12 protein-coding genes are annotated in these 17,993 nt (G+C 60.9%); 5 read left to right on the top strand and 7 right to left on the bottom strand.

The genetic code is table 11. From position 1 onward, the window contains the following. Positions 1–81: 81 nt before the first annotated feature. From leuS to holA, 3 genes are read left to right on the top strand one after another with little or no spacing between them, the layout of a single operon-like run. Entirely contained in the window at positions 82–2,631 is a 2,550-nt protein-coding gene (gene leuS, locus ACR3XE_RS01505) for a leucine--tRNA ligase (RefSeq protein ID WP_486185865.1), read from the top strand. Further along, on the top strand, positions 2,631–3,161 hold the full coding sequence (gene lptE / locus ACR3XE_RS01500; protein ID WP_486185864.1) for an LPS assembly lipoprotein LptE: 531 nt from the start codon (positions 2,631–2,633) through the stop codon (positions 3,159–3,161). Before leuS ends, lptE begins: the two co-directional genes overlap by 1 nt. Before the next feature lie 18 nt (positions 3,162–3,179). Continuing rightward, positions 3,180–4,211: a DNA polymerase III subunit delta gene (gene holA, locus ACR3XE_RS01495; RefSeq protein ID WP_473699335.1), complete on the top strand. Its 1,032-nt coding sequence runs from the start codon at positions 3,180–3,182 to the stop codon at positions 4,209–4,211. Positions 4,212–4,213: 2 nt separating this feature from the next. On the opposite strand, the gene ACR3XE_RS01490 is transcribed toward holA, so the two are convergent. The 5 genes from ACR3XE_RS01490 to ACR3XE_RS01470 form a co-directional block, all read right to left on the bottom strand. Continuing rightward, a complete protein-coding gene (locus ACR3XE_RS01490; RefSeq protein ID WP_473699336.1) occupies positions 4,214–6,043 on the bottom strand; it encodes a cation:proton antiporter in 1,830 nt (609 codons plus the stop codon). A gap of 106 nt (positions 6,044–6,149) precedes the next feature. After that, on the bottom strand, positions 6,150–8,888 hold the full coding sequence (locus ACR3XE_RS01485) for a TonB-dependent receptor (RefSeq protein WP_473699337.1): 2,739 nt from the start codon (positions 8,886–8,888) through the stop codon (positions 6,150–6,152). Positions 8,889–9,037: 149 nt separating this feature from the next. Beyond that, positions 9,038–9,754, bottom strand: a complete 717-nt coding sequence (gene pdeM, locus ACR3XE_RS01480) for a ligase-associated DNA damage response endonuclease PdeM (protein WP_473699338.1) — start codon at positions 9,752–9,754, stop codon at positions 9,038–9,040. A gap of 52 nt (positions 9,755–9,806) precedes the next feature. Beyond that, positions 9,807–10,865, bottom strand: coding sequence for a retroviral-like aspartic protease family protein (locus tag ACR3XE_RS01475; RefSeq protein WP_473699339.1), 1,059 nt, complete (start codon positions 10,863–10,865; stop codon positions 9,807–9,809). 60 nt (positions 10,866–10,925) lie between these two features. Further along, the gene (locus ACR3XE_RS01470; RefSeq protein WP_473699340.1) at positions 10,926–13,352 is read right to left on the bottom strand and encodes a ligase-associated DNA damage response DEXH box helicase; all 2,427 of its coding nucleotides are present in this window, start codon (positions 13,350–13,352) and stop codon (positions 10,926–10,928) included. Between the two features lie 84 nt (positions 13,353–13,436). Here ACR3XE_RS01470 and ACR3XE_RS01465 point away from each other — a divergent pair, with 84 nt between their 5' ends. Further along, entirely contained in the window at positions 13,437–14,366 is a 930-nt protein-coding gene (locus ACR3XE_RS01465; RefSeq protein ID WP_473699341.1) for a glutaminase, read from the top strand. 9 nt (positions 14,367–14,375) lie between these two features. Here ACR3XE_RS01465 and ACR3XE_RS01460 read toward each other — a convergent pair whose 3' ends face one another. After that, positions 14,376–14,792 (bottom strand): septal ring lytic transglycosylase RlpA family protein, encoded by a 417-nt coding sequence (locus tag ACR3XE_RS01460; RefSeq protein WP_473699342.1) that lies wholly within the window; start codon positions 14,790–14,792, stop codon positions 14,376–14,378. Positions 14,793–14,879: 87 nt separating this feature from the next. Then, the gene (gene gyrB / locus ACR3XE_RS01455) at positions 14,880–17,438 is read right to left on the bottom strand and encodes a DNA topoisomerase (ATP-hydrolyzing) subunit B (RefSeq protein WP_486185863.1); all 2,559 of its coding nucleotides are present in this window, start codon (positions 17,436–17,438) and stop codon (positions 14,880–14,882) included. A gap of 106 nt (positions 17,439–17,544) precedes the next feature. On the opposite strand from gyrB, the gene ACR3XE_RS01450 reads away from it, so the two are divergent. Further along, positions 17,545–17,988, top strand: coding sequence for a hypothetical protein (locus ACR3XE_RS01450; protein ID WP_473699344.1), 444 nt, complete (start codon positions 17,545–17,547; stop codon positions 17,986–17,988). The last annotated feature ends 5 nt before the right edge of the window (positions 17,989–17,993 follow it).

Raw genomic sequence — 17,993 nt, 5'->3', positions numbered from 1 at the left:
ATATTGGGATGACCGTCGTCAATCGGGTTAGGCAAGAAAAGGCCACATAAATACGGGCCAAACAAGAACGGGAATGAATCAATGACCCGCGAAACGCGCTTTGGCGCCATGGCCGCCGACGCCCGCTGGCAAGCGGCATGGGACAAGACACAGGCCTTTGCCACGACCGAACGCGAAGGGCATCCCAAAGCCTATATTTTGGAAATGTTCCCCTATCCTTCGGGGCGCATCCATATGGGGCATGTCCGCAATTATACGATGGGCGATGTGCTGGCGCGCTTTAAGGCGATGACCGGCCATGATGTGCTCCACCCGATGGGCTGGGACGCTTTTGGTATGCCGGCTGAAAATGCGGCGATGGAAAAGGGCGTCCACCCCGGCGGCTGGACCCACGCCAATATCGACGCGATGCGCGGTCAGCTCAAACGGCTGGGTCTCGCCATCGACTGGACCCGCGAACTCGCGACCTGCGATCCCGATTATTATGGGCAGGAACAGGCTCTGTTCCTCGACCTCCATGCCGCAGGGTTGGTGACGCGCAAGGAAAGCTTCGTCAATTGGGATCCGGTCGACATGACCGTGCTCGCCAATGAACAGGTGATCGATGGTCGCGGGTGGCGGTCGGGCGCGTTGGTGGAAAAAAAGAAACTGTCACAATGGTTTCTGAAAATCACCGACTTTGCCGAAGATTTACTCGCCGGACTGGGCAAGCTTGACCAATGGCCCGATAAGGTGCGGCTGATGCAGGAAAACTGGATCGGCAAGTCGCAGGGTCTGGAATTCAGTTTCAAGCTCGTGGGCGGCGCCGACGGTTTTGATGTTTTCACGACCCGCCCCGACACCTTGTTCGGGGCCAGTTTCGCTGCCATCTCGCCCGACCATCCGCTCGCCGAGCGGCTGGCGAAAAGCGCGCCGCGTCTGGCCGACTTTATCGCCGAATGTCGGCGTCAGGGCACGTCGGCGGCGGAGATGGATACGGCGGAAAAGCTGGGCTTTGATACTGGCCTCAGCGTCGAACATCCGCTCGATCCGCATTTTCATCTGCCGGTATGGGTCGTCAACTATGTGCTGATGGATTATGGCACCGGCGCGATTTTCGGCTGTCCGGCGCATGACCAGCGCGACCTGGATTTCGCGCGCAAATATGAACTGCCGGTCTATCGCGTCATCGCCGATGGCGATGATGACGAGCAACATTTCGAAGGTGACGAGGCCTATGTCGGGCCGGGTCGCTTGGTGAACAGCCACTTTCTCAACGATATGACCATCGACGACGCGAAGGCGGCGGTGATTGCGCGGGCGCAGCATGACGGTTGGGGCAAGGGCACGACCGTCTGGCGGCTGCGCGACTGGGGCGTGTCACGCCAGCGCTATTGGGGGACGCCGATCCCCTTTGTCCATTGTGCAGGTTGCGGCATTGTGCCGGTGCCCAAGGACCAATTGCCGGTGATCCTGCCCGACGATGTCGATTTTTCGGTTCCGGGTAATCCGCTCGACCGCCATCCGACATGGAAGCATGTTGCCTGCCCCGCGTGCGGCGGCGAAGCGGTGCGTGAAACCGATACGCTCGATACCTTCGTCGATTCGAGCTGGTATTTCCTGCGCTTTGCCAGCGCGCCCACCGACAAACCTTTCGACGCCGACGTCATCCGCCGCTGGCTGCCTGTCGATCAATATATCGGCGGCATCGAACATGCGATTTTGCACCTGCTCTACGCCCGCTTCTGGACCCGTGCGCTCCAGCATATCGGGATGCTCGACATAAGCGAACCCTTTGCCAGCCTGTTCACGCAGGGGATGGTGACGCATGAAACTTATAGCCGCGATCAGGGTGAGGGGCTGCCGCCGCTCTATTACACGCCCGACGAGATCGAACGCAGCGCAGATGGTGCGACGCTGACCGCCGATGGCGCGCCCGTCGCGGTCGGTCGCGTCATCAAAATGTCGAAGTCGAAAAAGAATGTCGTCGATCCCGATGCCATTCTTGACCAATATGGTGCCGACGCGGCGCGCTGGTTCATGCTGTCTGACAGCCCGCCCGAGCGTGATCTGCCGTGGAGCGAGGCCGGTATCGAAGGCGCGTGGCGCTTTGTTCAGCGGCTGTGGCGGCTGTTCGGCGAAACCGAAAAGAGCGGCGATGGCGGCGAAGACAAGGCACTGGGGCGCAAGCTGCATCAGGCGATTGCCGGCATTGCCCATGATGTCGAGGCGCTGGGCTTTAATAAGGCGGTGGCCAAGGTTCATGCGCTGGCCAATGACATGGAAAAGGCGTCGCCGTCGGCCACCCGCGCCGAGGCCTGCCGCGCGCTGATCCTGCTCGTCGCGCCGATGATGCCGCATTTGGCCGAGGAAGCCTGGGCCACGCTGCCCGCGCATCAACGCACCGCCGATATGGTGGCAAAGGCGGCCTGGCCGGTCGCCGACCCCGCTTTGCTGGTCGATGATGAAGTGACCATCGCGATTCAGATCGGCGGAAAATTGCGCGCGACGATGACGATGGCCAAGGGGCTGGATCGCGCGGCGGTCGAGGCGGCGGCGCTCGCCCAGCCAAAGATTGCCGAGCAATTATCGGGGGCGATTCCGAAAAAGGTGATTGTTGTTCCCGACCGCTTGGTCAATATCGTTCCCTGATGCGCGCCCTTGCTGCCTCTTTCCTTCTTGCTGCCTCGCTGATTCTCAGCGGTTGCGGGCTGCGACCGGTTTACGCCAACGGAAGTCGCGGCGCGGTGGCGACCACATTGGCCGATGTAAAGGTTGCGCCGATTGAGGGACATGCCGGCTGGCTCGTCCGCAATGCGCTGCGCGATCGCTTTGTCGCGACTCGCGGTGGCCGCGCACCGGGCGACCGGTTCCGGCTGGACGTGAAGCTGGAGGATTCGATTACCGGCTTTGGCGTCCGTACCGATGATGCGGTGACCCGCGAACGGCGCACGCTGCGCGCCCGCTATCAGCTTGTCGATGCGTCGAATGGCGAAGTGCTGCTCGACGCCGTTGCCGCCGCCGATGCGGGGATCGATGTGGTGGGGTCGGAATATGCGACCATCGCTGCGGAATCGAGCGCGCTGGAGCGGCTCGCATCGGGGATCGCGGATCAGATTGTTGCGCGACTGGCCATTTTTGCGGACCGTGGAGGCGGCGCTCCCGCACCCGCCGCGCCCTGACCGCGTGCCGAGCCGCCCATGAAATCGGTTAAACCCGCCGATCTGGAGCGCCAGTCCCGCCTGAACCCTGCGGTTCGATTCTATCTGCTCACCGGACCTGACGACGCAACGATGAACGCGCTCGCCGCGACACTGACCGGCTGGGCAGGCAGCGAAGCCGAGCGTGTGGATTTAACCTCGCCCAAGATGGCCGACGACCCGTCGCTGCTGGCTGCCGAGGCGGCGTCGCTGTCGCTCTTTGCCGGGGCGCGGGTCATCCGGCTGGACATCAGCGGCAATGGTGATGACTGTTTGGCCTCTGTCACCGCGCTGCTGGAGGCCGACCAAGTCGTCAATCCGGTCATCGCGACCGGAGCCTCAATAACCGCAAAATCAAAGCTGACACGGCTCGTCGAAGGGTCGGATCATGGGCTGGCGGCGATCTGTTATCAGCCCGACAGGCGTGCGCTGGCCGCTATTGCCATGGATGCGGCGGAACAAGCGGGGCTGCGCCTAGGCAACAGTGAGGCGCATATGCTGATCGATCTGGTATCGGGTGATCAGGCGTTGATGCGGCGAGAGATTGAGAAGATTGCCCTCTATCTGGACGCCGCGTCCGACCGCCAGCGTCAGGTGAGTGCCGACGATATCCTCGCGCTCGGCGCGGCGAGCCATGAGGAAGATGTCAGCGAATGCATCAATGTTGCGTTGGGCGGCAAGACCAAGGATCTGCCCGCGATGCTGGCCAAGGCGACAGGGGTCGGGGTCGCCGAAATCCGTGTCATCCGTGCGCTGTCGATGCGGACGATGGACTTGGCCCGTTTGCGCGCAGAGGTTGATGGCGGAGCCCATCCGCGCACGGTAGTCGGCGCTCGGTCGAGCGGCGTGTTCTGGAAAGAACGCGATGCGGTGACGGCGCAGCTTCACCTTTGGGATTCGGTACGCATCGCCCGTTTGATGAGCCGCTTGCTCGAATGCGAACGCGCGCTCAAATCATCGGGAACCGTTGGCGCTGTGCTGTTCCGCAAGCTGATGACCGACATTACCTATCAGGCCGCCCGCGCGCGGTGACGCTAGAATATGGCGGGTGCGGGGGTTTCGCTTGCTGATTTACGTGACTTGGGATCGTCGGGCGGCACAAAGGTCCAGATAGTGTCGCCGCTGTCGACGGTCGGGCGGTTGTGCTTAGCAAAAATCGCCAGCTCACCCGATGCGCGTACCACCGCCAGACTGTCGCCATCGGACGCTTTCATCCGCGCGACAAAGTCGGCATAGGTAAATTTGTCGGTGATGCGGGTGCGGCCAAAGGTCCAGCCAGCCTGAAGCCGGTCTAGCAATTCCTCAATCGGTGTGCCAGCAATTGTCAGGACGCGACCGCGACGGTGGCTGCCGGCACGCGTTTCACCGATCAGCCGACTGACGCGATCATGGCCGATTTCGGGCGCAAGCTCGCTGCACACCAGCGCATTATAGGCATCATTGTCGGTCGCCGCGATCAGTTGCTGGAATTGCCCCATGTCGATGATGTCATCATGCGCCTCTTCCAAAATATCGCCATGATAGATGGCGATGTCGGCGCGGCGCGCGCGGCGCAGCGCCAGCTTGCTCTGGTCGGCGATCAATACTTTGCGGTCCTGTTTTTTCAGGAACTCGGCAAAGGCGATGGTCCAGCTGTTCGCACCGACCAGCAGCACCCCTTCGCCCTGACCGCGATCAAGCCCCAGCCAGCGGGCAAAGGGCGCGGCGGTGAAGCCATGGGCAAAAATGGTGATGATGACGACAGCGAAGGACAAGGGCACCAGCGCCTCGGCATCGGGAACGCCATAATCAGAGAGTCGCAGCGCAAACAGGCCGGTCACCGCCACCGCGACAATACCGCGCGGGGCGATCCAGGCGATGAAAACACGCTCTTTGAACGGCAGGCGCGTGAACAACAGCGCGGTCATGATCGTCAGCGGCCGGACGACGAACAGCAACAACAGCAGGAAGACGACAAAGCGCAGCTGGAAATTCTGCACGACCTCCCAATCAAGGGTCGCCGCTAATATGACGAACACGCCCGAGACGAGCAGAACGGTCAGATCCTCCTTGAACCGGCGCAGCATATGGCTGGAATAGGTTTCGCGATTGGCCATCACCACGCCCATCACGGTGACCGTAATCAGCCCGGTTTCGTGCATGACGACATCGGACAGCACAAAGGCCGCGATGACGGTGGTCAGCAGCACCGGCGCCTTTAAAAATTCGGGGACCCAACCGCGCGGGAAGGCCCAGGTCAGTGCAAAGCCCGCACCGCCGCCAATCAATACGGCAAGCAGGCTGGCGGCGACCACGTCGATGACGAGGCCGACATTGTTGGTGTCGGCGCCGCCGTGGGTGATATAGCTGTAAATGCCCACCGCGAGCAGTGCGCCAATCGGGTCGTTCACTATGCCTTCCCATTTCAGCATATTTTTGACGCGCGGGGTGATGTTCAGGGAACGGAGCAGCGGGCCGATGACGGTCGGTCCGGTCACGACCATGATCCCGCCGAACAGCGCCGACAGCTCGAGCGACAAACCCGCGCCATAATAAGCGGCGGCAGTGGCCAGCCCCCAGCCGACAGGAACCCCGATGAACACGAGCAGGGCGACCGCAAAACCCGCTTGCCGCAATTCGCGGAACTTGAGGCTCAACCCGCCCTCGAACAGGATAACCGCGACGGCGAGTTTGATAATGGGTTCGCGCAGCGCGCCAAAATCACGCTCGGGGTCGAGCAGACCCAGGACGGGGCCGGCGAGGATACCGGCGACAAGCATCAGCGCAATCGCGGGGCGTCCGGTGCGCCACGCCACCCACTGCGCCCCGATACCGATGACACCGATCAGGGCAATTTTGACGAGGAGCGAATCAAGCACGAACATCGGCCAACCTTAGGCTGCGGATGGACCTAGCGGCTACAAAAAAGGGGTCGCCTGCTTGCCGGATGACAAGCGGACGGCCCCATATGTTTTCAGTGTTTTGCGGCGATCAGAACTTGCCGCGCAATGTTACGCCATAAGTCCGCGGTTCGGCCAAGAACTGCGAGAAGATCTGACGCCCGCCCGGATATTGCGGATCGGTAAAGGGTGCCGACGTCGTGCCCGCCTGGAACGGCGAGTTGAACGCGACCTGGGCATAATTTTTGTTGAAGATATTCTGTGCCCAGAATTCCAGACCCCATTTCTCATCGGGGCCGCGCACGCCAACGCGCGCGTTGAACAGCGCGTAACCATTTTGTTCCTTTTGCGGGAACAGATCCGACCCGGTGTTATAATCGCTGGTCATGCGGCCATCGATATAAACCAGCCCGGTCATGCCGCCGCTGCCCAGTTCGGGGGTCCAGGTGATGCTGCCCGTCGCGACCAGTTCGGGCGCGTTCGACAGATTGTCACCGGGCAGCTTGCGCAATGCCGCGTCAAGCGGAGCCCCCGAATTATTGCCAACCAAATTGCTGCGATATTTTGTGCTGGCATAGGTCAGGCCGGCGGCAACGCGGAAATCACGAACCGGAACCAGCGCGGCCTCCAGCTCGAAACCCTGTGTGCGGACGCCATAGCTGACATCGCTGCCGGGGCACGCACCGGTGGCAGAGCTAAGGTCGCGGTCGGCCCCGTTCAGGGATGACGAACAACCGTTGATCGTTGCGACCAGGAAGACCGAACCGTTAAAGGTGTTCAGCTGAAAATTGCTGAAATCCGAACGGAAGGCCGAAAGGCTAAGGCTGAACGGGCCGGTCGCATATTTGGCGCCGATTTCATAGCTGTCGACCAATTCGGGGTCGAACTGCAGATTGCCAACCAGACTTTGTGCCCCGCCAACCGACGCAAAGCTCGGGACCGATGATTTGAGCGCCGAACGGTCGAGGTTGAACCCGCCTGCCTTATAGCCGCGCGAGAAGCTGCCATAAACCAGCAGGTCATCAACAGGCTTGTACGACAGGATTGCGGTGCCGGTCCATTCGTCTTCGCTGCGCTTGTCGTTGATCGACACACCATTGAGTTCGGAGGTCGAATTGCCCTGACAGCTCAGCCCGATCAGGCCGCCCGATACCGCAGCGAGTGCGGGGACTCCAAGGAAGCCGCCAACAAGGTTCTGGACCGTTACGCAAGCCGTATTGTCATTGCCAAAGGTTGCGTTGAACTTCTTCTTGTCGTTGGTGTACCGCAGACCCAAAGTCAGATCCAAGCGATCGGTAATATGAACGATGTTGTGCGTGAACACCGCCCAGTTATTGCCTTCCTGGAAATAACGATCGTTGGTGGTGCCCCGATCACTGATGCTGTCCAGCGCGTCAAACGCCGCATAGATTGCCGGCGAAGCAGCGCCAAATATCGCCGGACGCGCCGCGAGACAGCCGGGAGAGGTGGGGGAATAAAGGCCCGCCAGACCGCCACCCGATACGATCCGGCAGTTGGCAAAGCGGCCATATTGGGTGCCGAAACGCAAATTGTCGCGAACGGTCAGCTTCTCATTGGCGTAAAAGCCGCCGATCAACCAATCGAGCTTGCCGTCAAACGCTTCGCCCTGCAGGCGCAATTCCTGGGTAAAGGTGTGGAACTGGCGATAGGCATCGTCGCTCGGCGCGCGATAGAGAATATCAACTGAACCATAGTCGGTGTCCGACGCCTGCCCCGAACGATATTGGCGATAACCGGTGATCGAGGTCAGCGTTGCGCCGCCAAAATCATAATCAATCTGGCCGGAAAAGCCGTAATCCTTGGTTTCGCCGGCAAAGCTGCGACCGGGGCTGACCGAAATATTGCGGCCATAGCCCTGATTGAAGGCCGCGAGCGGTTGGCCCAGATCGCGGAGTACGTTGATAATATTATTACCGTCAGCAGGCGGCAGTCCTCCAACGCTCAGCGGGTTTGCGACATTGTTCAGATTGCCGATGAACGGGTTGACGCTATTGTCGACATAGGTCGCCGCACAGCATTTTTCGTCGCGATAGGTATAATCGGCGATCAGGCGCACCGACAGCGCGTCGGTGGGTTCGAACAATAATTGCCCGCGCAGGAAGTAACGGTCGCGATTGTTGACGTCCACATTGTTCGTCGTGTCGCGATAGAAACCATCGCGCTTGACCCAAATGCCGTCGAGGCGCGCGGCAATATTGTCGGTGATCGGGCCGGTGATGCTGCCGCCCACACGCCAATAATCATAATTGCCATAGGTGACTTCACCCGATGCGCCGAACTGGAAATCGGGCTTTTTCGAATAGATGCTGATCAGGCCCGCCGAAGAGTTGCGGCCGCCCAACGTGCCCTGCGGTCCGCGCTGCACTTCGACGCGGTCAATCTCGCCCAATTCATTAAGGCCGATGCCCGAACGCGAACGATAAACGCCATCGATGAAGACGGGAACCGAGCTTTCAAGGCCCGGATTGTCGCCTACGGTGCCGATACCGCGAATACGCGCCGAACCATTGGCTTCCGAACCCGTTGACGACACCAGCAGCGAAGGTGCCACCTGGTTGAGTTGACGGATGTCGTTGGCACCGCTGTTCTGCAGCGTTTCGGCATTCACCGCCGAAATGGCGACAGGAACGTCGGACAGGCGCTGCGAGCGGCCCTGTGCGGTCACGACGATTACGCTGTCGGCACCGCTGTCGTCTGCGCTACCGTCATCCTGCGCCAGTGCTGGCGTGGCCAGCATGGCGACAGAAAGTGACGCGGTTAGCGCGCTTGTGCGCAATAGGTGGTGCGAAAATGTGGGAGATAATTTCATGGTAGCTTCCTCTCGATTATTGTTTATTGCGCGAGTGTAGCGAAACGGAACCGCGATTCTAGCGTCTGCAGCGATTTCGGGTGATTGTTGATGCGGAGTGCAACATTTTTGCCACAGGTCGTTTTCGCGCCGAAAAGCAGGAAAAATGATCAGGAAGAGGCTTCTACCTCGGTTGACGTAGCGGCATCCGGTCCGTGTCTGGCGATGCGAAAGCGGAGCAAGCGCCGCTCCGAAACGGTCAGCGCGTCATAGTTCCCTGAAAAATTCACGGCGATAATCGGCGATTGGACGTCTAGCCCGCCGGTCAGGCTGCCAAAAGCTGGCAGGATTAGCCGCTGTTCGTCGCAGGCAAAGCAGGGGCGCGAAATCGTTCGCCCGCGTGCCTGCACGCGCAGCTTGGGGTGGAAATGTCCGGATATTTCGGGACGGGTCTCCGCAGCCACGCTTTGATGGCGCAGCATCAGCCCATCAACATGCAGGTCCTCGACGACGGTTCCGCTCCAATTTTCATCGATCAGCCCGTCATGATTGCCCGCGACCCACACAATATCATAGGCCGCCGCCAGAGCACGCAACTGCGCCTCTATGGCCGGTGTGATGCGGCGTTGGGCATCGCGATCATGGAAACTGTCACCAAGGCACCAGATGGCGCGTGCTCCGGTCGCCGACGCGATCTTTGTCAGCCGGTCGAGGTTGTCCTGACTGTCATAAGGCGGCAACGGCTGGCCATGCGTCGCATACCAACTGGCCTTTTCAAGGTGCAGGTCGGCAACAATCAGCGCCTTTTCCTGCGGCCAATACAGCGCGGGTTCTGGTAAAGCCCAAAAGTTGTGACCTGCAAAATCAAGGACAGGATAGGGTGTCATTCTGCCGCTATGACAATCCCCCGCTATCGGAGCAAGGGGCGGGTGAGGGGTGTCAGCCGGGATAGCGGATAGCGGCCTCTGCCAAGCGATTTCGCGTTTCGCGCGCGGCCCCGCTGGGCATGTCGAATACGACGCGCCGGTTAGGAAAATCAATCTCGACCCGATCGAACAGGCGCAGACTGTCCATACCCAAAAGCAGCGCCGGTCGCTTCTCTAAATCCAAGGCCCGAAAAGCCTGAGAATCGGCAAAGGAGACGGGCAGGTCGGTCATCGTGACCCCGCCAATGGAGATTTTGCTAATGGCCGTGCGAACGGCAGGAACCTGCTCACCGGTGACCGCTGTCAACTCGGATGGTAAAAGCGGGTACGAATTCTGGCGACGCCGCATGACCATGCGCTGCAGTGCCAGATTGCCAACGCTGGTTTGGGCGCCGGTATCGACGATGATGTCGACGCGCGCTCCATCAATCCGTGCGTCGGACAAAATCAGTCGCCCGGCGATATTGCGCGCAGTGACGACAATGGCATCGTGGGCACGGATTAACGGTCGGGCGCGCCGCTTTGAATCGGATATGGTCATTGTCTCTTTGCGAAAATCGATCAGGACGCGCCGATTTTCGAGCATATCAACCCCGATCAGCCCGGCGGCACCGATATGCCGTCCGGCAAAGGCGGGGGCCTCGAACGGGCTCATACGCAAATTGGTCATTTCCAGCGTTGCGACTTGAAAAGACGGAACGGTCAGCGCGCTACCAATGGTGGCCAGCCGCAGCTTTGAACCATCCGCCAGACCCAATCGAGCGGCGAGTTCGCGGGCTATGACCGTCCGCTCGGCACCAGTGTCGACCAGAAAGGAAAAGGGTCCCTGTCCGCGCACGGTTACCGGCACTGACATGCGCCGCGTTGCATCAAGGTCAAAGGGCTGGATGACCGGTGTGGTTTCGGTGACGGGCGCTTCGTCATCGACGGTGATGTCATTCGGTAGGGCTGGTGATGTTGGCGCAGTTGCGGGATCAGCGTTGGGGCGGGGGGACAATGTGACCCCCATGACCAGCGGCGCGACTATGATCAGCGCCCAATGCGGCATCCGGTTCGGCTTTGCATATGTCATCGGGGGAGTTCCTCCGTAGCGACCAGTCTACGCCTCCGCCTGCTGTTCGGCAAGCAAGGCTTAATCAGCGCGCATCGCGGTGTCGGCGAGCCGGTCGGCAAGCTCGCCCAGCAGGATATCGTCAATATCTGCCCCCGCGACGCTCTCACGCCCGATCAGGATCAGAACCGGTATGGCGAGCGGGCTGATCCGCGGCAGCGCGCGATGCACCATCGTGCCTTCGGCACGATCAAGCAGGTCGCCCAGCCGCGCCACATCGGTCAACCGTTGGCGCGCATCGGCCCAGGCCGCTTCGAGGAGCAAATGGTCGGGCTCATATTTCCGCAAAACATCGAAAATAAGGTCGGTGGAAAAGGTCACCTGCTTGCCCGTCTTGCGCTTGCCGGGATGCTGGCGCTCGACCAGTCCGCCGATCACCGCAACCTCGCGAAAGGCGCGCTTCAGCAAATGCGACCCTTCGACCCACTCGACAAATTCATCGGTCAAGATGGCGGCATCGAACAGCGCGGCAGGATCGGTTACCGGACGCAGTGACCAGATGGCGAGCGCATAGTCGGAGGCAACAAAGCCGAGCGGTTGCAATCCCGCGCGCTCCATCCTTTTGGTCACCAGCATCCCCAGCGACTGGTGCGCGTTCCAACCTTCGAAAGGATAGACGAGCATGTAATGCGCGTCTTCGTGAGGGCAGGTTTCGACCAGAAGTTCGCCGGGGCGCGGCAGGACCGAATGTTGACGCTGCGCCTCCAGCCACACGCGCACATCATCGGGAAAGCGATACCAGCTTTGCGGGTCGGAGAGGAATATGCGGACGCGCTCGGCAAGGCGCGTGGACAGCGCCATGCGCGTGCCGACATAGCTGGGGATCCGCGCTGGCTTTGCTGTCGCGCGCACGATCAGATCGCTGTCGCGCATCGATTCCACCTCGAGGCTGAGGCCGGCAAAGGCGAATGTGTCGCCGATGCTCAACGTGCTGGCGAAATATTCCTCGACCTTTCCCAGCCGCCGCCCGTTTTTGAAGCGCACGTTCAGCGTCGGCGTGTCGACGATGATCCCCGCGTTAAAGCGATGCTGGGCGGCAAGTTTGGGGTGCGCAATACGCCAGCCTCCATGCCCATCGGGAGCGATGCGGCGGAAACGGTCATAGCTTTTGAGCGCATAGCCGCCGTCGCGGACAAAGCCGAGCAGGCGCGAAAAGGTGGCCGCGTCCAAATCAGCATAAGGACTGGCACTCTGCACTTCGGCCAATATGTCCGCCTCGGTAAAGGCGGCGGCACAGGCCAGCCCCATGACATGCTGCGCCAGCACATCGAGCGCGCCGGGACGGAAGCGGTCGGCGTCGCGTTCGCCCGCATGAATCGCGTCGAGCGCCGCCTGCGCCTCCAGATATTCAAAGCGATTTCCTGGCACGATTAGCGCGCGGCTGGGTTCATCGAGCCGATGATTGGCGCGACCAATCCGCTGGAGCAAGCGTGAACTGCCCTTGGGCGCCCCCATCTGGATGACGCAATCGACATCGCCCCAGTCGAGCCCCAAGTCGAGACTGGAGGTGGCGACCAGCGCGCGCAGACGCCCTTCGGACATGGCGGCTTCGGCGCGCTGCCGCGCCTCGCGGTCAAGGCTGCCGTGATGGATACCAATCGGTAGGCTTTGGTCGTTGACCTTCCACAGCTCCTGGAAAATCAGCTCGGCCAGACCGCGCGTGTTGCAGAATATGATCGTCGTCCTGTTGCGCGCGACCTCTGCCATCACCTGATGCACGGCATAGCGTCCCGAATGGCCCGACCAGGGGACCGCGCCTTCGGGCAGCAGGATATGGATATCGGGATCGGCTCCCGCTTCGCCCTCGACCAATGTCACATCGTCGGCACGTCCAGCGGGGGCCAGCCAGCGGCGATAGACCAGCGAATCGGCAATCGTCGCCGACAGGCCGACGCGGCGCAAATCGGGTGCCATTGTCTGCAACCGCGCCAGTGACAGCGAAAGCAGGTCGCCGCGCTTGCCGGCCGCAAAAGCATGAATCTCGTCGATCACCACTGTTTCCAGATCGGCGAACATGGCGAAACTGTCGGGGTAGCTCAGCAGAAGCGACAGCGATTCGGGTGTCGTCAGCAAGATATTGGGCGGGCGACTGCGTTGCCGCAATTTCTTGTCCGATGACGTATCGCCGCTGCGGCTTTCGACACTGATACCGAGCCCCATGTCGGCAATCGGCCCCAGCAAATTGCGTTCAACATCGGCGGCGAGCGCCTTTAGCGGCGAGATATACAGCGTGTGCAGCCGGTCGCGCGGTTGTTCGGCCAGCGCAACCAGCGTAGGCAAAAACCCCGCCAACGTCTTGCCTGCACCCGTCGCCGCCACCAGCAACCCATGTTCGCCGCGCCGCGCTGCCGCCAGCATGTCGGCCTGATGCCGCCGTAGCCGCCATCCTCGGCTTGCGAACCAGTCGGCGAAGGGGGCGGGGAGTGTGGGGGCGACCGGTACGTCCATCCATTTTATCATGCGCCGACTGCTGGCTGCGATGCAAGCAATGCACAGCGCGACTTGGCGCAATTTTGTGCTAGGCGAGGGTCCATGACCGACGAAATTCAGCACTATGTCCAAGAGGCCTATGACGTGGCGCGCGTCCATTGCGGCAAGGGTCGGGTCGCCAATTATATTCCCGCACTGGCAGAGGTCGATCCGAACAAGTTCGGAATGGCCGTCGCGTTGCCCAATGGCGAAGTCCATGCTGTTGGCGACGCCGCAGAACCCTTGTCGATCCAGTCGGTGTCAAAGGTGTTCACGCTGGCGCTGGCGCTCAAACGTTTGGGCGGTTCCTTGTGGGAAAGCGTCGGGCGCGAACCGTCGGGTTCGGCGTTCAACTCGATTGTCCAGCTCGAAACCGAACAGGGCATCCCGCGTAATCCGTTGATCAATGCGGGCGCGATTGCGACCACCGACCGGCTGATCGACGGGCGCCCGGTTGACGATGTCGTGGCTGAAATATTGGAATTTTTGCGCGAACGGGCGGCGGACCCGACGGTTTTTATCGACGAGCGGGTTGCACAATCCGAATCTGATACCGGCGCGCGCAACCGCAGCCTTGGCTATTTCATGGCGGCGTTCAACAATATGCGCCATCCGGTCGAAACCAGCCTCAGCGTATATTTTCGCCAATGCGCGCTCGCCATGTCGTGCCGGCAACTGGCGCGTGCGGGCTTGTTTCTAGCGATGAATGGCCGCGATCCCGATAGCGGCGAGCAGCTGATAAAGCCGCACCGCTGTCGCCGCATCAATGCGATCATGATGGGATGCGGCCATTATGACAATTCGGGCGAGTTCGCCTTTCGCGTCGGCCTGCCGGGCAAAAGCGGCGTCGGCGGCGGCATCCTCGCCATTGCGCCGGGGCGTGGCGCGATTGCGGTCTGGTCGCCCGGACTCAACGCGGCGGGGACATCGCTGGTCGGCGCGGCGGCGCTCGAACATTTTGCCTATGCGGCGGGCTGGTCGGTCTTCGATTAAGCGCTGATGCTAGGTTCCGGGATCATAGTCCGTCTGGCGGTCCGGTTCATCATATGAATCATTGAGCAGTGTCAGGCTAACCTCGGCTGTGCCGCTGCGTATCATGCCGATTTCGCGCGCCGCCGCATCCGATACATCGATGATGCGACCACCATGATAAGGCCCGCGATCATTGATACGGACAACAACGCTTTGATCAGTGGCTAGATTGGTGACGCGAACCAGGCTTCCAAAAGCCAGCGTGCGATGCGCGGCGGTCAGCGTGTCAGGGTCGCAAATTTCGCCGCTGGCGGTACGATTGCCCGCAATTTCATCGCTGAAATAGCTAGCGGGGCCGATTCCCAGATCAAGCCCTGTTGCGTCGTCTTCGGCCATAGCTGGCACCGCAAGCATCAGCGGTAATATCATGGTGAGTATCGCGCGCATGGCTTTGCCCCCTCAATCTGGGCAAAGTGGAGCAGCACCAGCGCGGCGGGGCAAGTCTGGCCGCGCCGCACTGGGTGGAATTTGCGGCTAAACGTCGAGGTTGGCGACGCTCAGCGCGTTGGTCTGGATAAACTCGCGGCGCGGTTCGACCTCGTCGCCCATCAATCGCTCAAAAATCTCATGCGCAATATCGGCCTGTTCGGCCTCGACGCGGAGCAGCGAGCGGTTCGACGGATCGAGCGTGGTTTCCCACAATTGCTCGGCATTCATCTCGCCTAACCCTTTGTAGCGGCTGATCGCCAGCCCTTTGCGGGTGTGCGCGAAAATGGCTTCCAGCAATTCGGACGGTCGCGTGATCGGTGTGACTTTACCACTTGTTGCGGCTGGCAGGTCGCCGTCTAGCGTCTCCCCGTCATCATCCGACTCGGTCTCTTCTGCAATCGCAGCAACGGCGGCGCTGCCTTTCACCAACCGACCCGGATTGGCGTAGGCCTCGGCGTGGGTGCCAGCGAGCGTGTGGAGACGGCGCGCCTCTTGGCTGGCGAGGAAGGCCGCGTCGAGGATATGATGATCGCTAACCCCGCGCCACCGCTTTTCAAGGATATAGCCGCCGTCGGTATAGGATAGCGTCCACTTCGCTTCGCCGCCGCCGGTCAGTGCGCGTTCGGCGGCATTGAGCCAGTCGGCTGCCTTTGCTGCGGCTGCGGTACGTCCGGCGCTGTCGAGATCGGGATCAAGCGCACCGGTCAGTGCCAGCGCTTCGATCAGTCCATAATTATGGCCGCGCGGAACATAGCGCATCAGGGCGCGCAAGCGGCGGCCATGTTCGATCAGGTCGCGCAGATCGGCCCCCGACCGCGCCCCGCCGGTGGTTTCGAGCATCAGGGCGTCGATACCGCCATCGACCAGATAATTTTCGAGCGCCGCATCATCCTTCAAATAGACTTCGCTGCGCCCCTTGGCGACTTTGTACAGCGGCGGCTGCGCGATATAAAGATGACCGTTTTCAATGATTTCTGGCATCTGGCGATAGAAGAAGGTCAGCAACAGCGTGCGGATATGCGCGCCATCGACATCGGCGTCGGTCATAATCACAATTTTGTGATAGCGCAGCTTCTCGATAGAGAATTCGTCGCGGATTCCGGTCCCCAGCGCCTGAATCAGGGTGCCGACTTCCTTCGACGAGATGATGCGGTCGAACCGCGCGCGCTCGACGTTCAAAATCTTGCCTTTCAAGGGCAAAATCGCCTGAACCTTGCGGTCGCGCCCCTGTTTGGCAGAACCGCCGGCGCTGTCGCCTTCGACCAGAAACAGTTCGCATTTGGCCGGGTCGCGTTCCTGACAGTCGGCAAGTTTTCCGGGCAGGCTGGCAATGTCCATCGCGCCCTTGCGGCGGGTGAGTTCGCGCGCCTTTTTAGCGGCTTCGCGTGCGGCGGCGGCATCGACGACCTTCTGGATCACCGCTTTGGCATGGGCGGGGTTTTCTTCCAGCCATTCGGTCATCCGGTCAGCCATCAGGCTTTCGAGCGGCTGGCGGACTTCGGAGGAAACCAGCTTGTCCTTGGTCTGTGACGAAAATTTGGGATCGGGCAGTTTGACCGACACAATCGCGGTCAGACCTTCGCGCATATCTTCGCCGGTCAAGCTGACCTTTTCTTTTTTGAGCAGGCCCGATTTGTCGCCATAGCCATTGAGCGTGCGGGTCAGCGCGGCGCGGAAGGCGGCAAGGTGGGTGCCGCCGTCGCGCTGCGGGATGTTGTTGGTGAAACACAGCACATTTTCATAATAGCTGTCGTTCCATTCCAGCGCGACTTCGATGCCGATGCCGTCGCGTTCGCTGCTAATCGCAATGGGATCGGGTAACATCGCGGTCTTGTTGCGATCGAGATATTTGACGAAAGCGCCAATCCCGCCCTCATAATAAAGGTCATGCGACTGTTCTTCGGCATGGCGCGCATCGACCAGCTTGATGTGGACACCCGAATTGAGGAATGCCAGCTCGCGATAGCGATGCTCCAGTTTCTCGAAATCAAACTCCAAAACATTCTTGAAAGTGTCGGTCGAGGCCTGAAAGGTAACGCGCGTGCCCTTTTTCCCGTCGGGCGCGGGGCCGGTGACTTTCAGCGGGCCAACTGCATCACCATGCTCAAAGCGCATCCAATGTTCTTCGCCGTTGCGCCAGATCGTGAGTTCGAGCCATTCCGACAAAGCGTTGACGACGCTGACCCCGACGCCGTGCAAACCGCCCGACACCTTATAGGCATTGTCGTCGCTGGTGTTTTCAAATTTCCCGCCGGCGTGGAGCTGGGTCATGATGACCTCGGCCGCCGACACGCCTTCTTCGGCATGGATGCCAGTCGGGATTCCGCGGCCATTATCCTCGACGCTGACCGAACCATCGCTGTTCAGCGTGATCAGGACGAGATCACAATGACCCGCCAGCGCCTCATCGATCGCATTATCGCTAACCTCGAACACCATATGGTGCAGCCCCGACCCGTCGTCGGTATCGCCGATATACATGCCCGGCCGTTTGCGCACCGCATCAAGCCCTTTCAGGACCTTGATAAATTCGGCGCCATAGGCATTGGCATTGGGGAGTTTGGAGGGCGCGCCGGGCGCCGGATTTTCAACACTGTCCGTCATGTCGATTATATAGGGTTTGTACGCCCAAAACCCAAGCGAAAATGCGCCGCGCCGCTTGATTGCAAAGGACGTTGCACTGCCCGCGTCGCGCCGCTAGTTTTGGGGCATGAAACATCATCTCTCCCTGCTCCTGATTATGCTCCTTTCCATGGTGTCGCTGGCCGCGTGTAGCCAGCCAGCCCCACCGCCTGACAATGCCGCGCTGGCGGCCACCGACCTCACGCCATTGGCGAGCCAGCCGGTGCGGATCGGCAGCGAAGGGATCACGCTCGAAGCCTGTCCCAGCGTGTCGCGGGTCAAGGATGGCGGCACCGATGTCTATTGGGCGCCCGGCGAAACCCGCGCGATCAAGGCCAAGCTGGCGGGCGGCGCGCGCGTGTCCTTGTGCGAATCAACTGACGACGATGCCTGGTTCGGCGTGGTGTTTCCCGCACCGGGGCTCGATATGGACAGGTGCCGCGTCAACAAGGCCGTGGCCAGCGTGCGCGAATATCAGGGTCCATGCCGCTGGGGCTGGATCAAGGGCGGAACGGTGCGCTTGGGGGCCTGACGTTC

It is taken from the genome of Sphingopyxis sp. 10G20-10, assembly GCF_057365075.1.
Note: the sequence above shows the minus strand (reverse complement) of the source record. Positions and strands in the feature narration are given on the sequence as shown.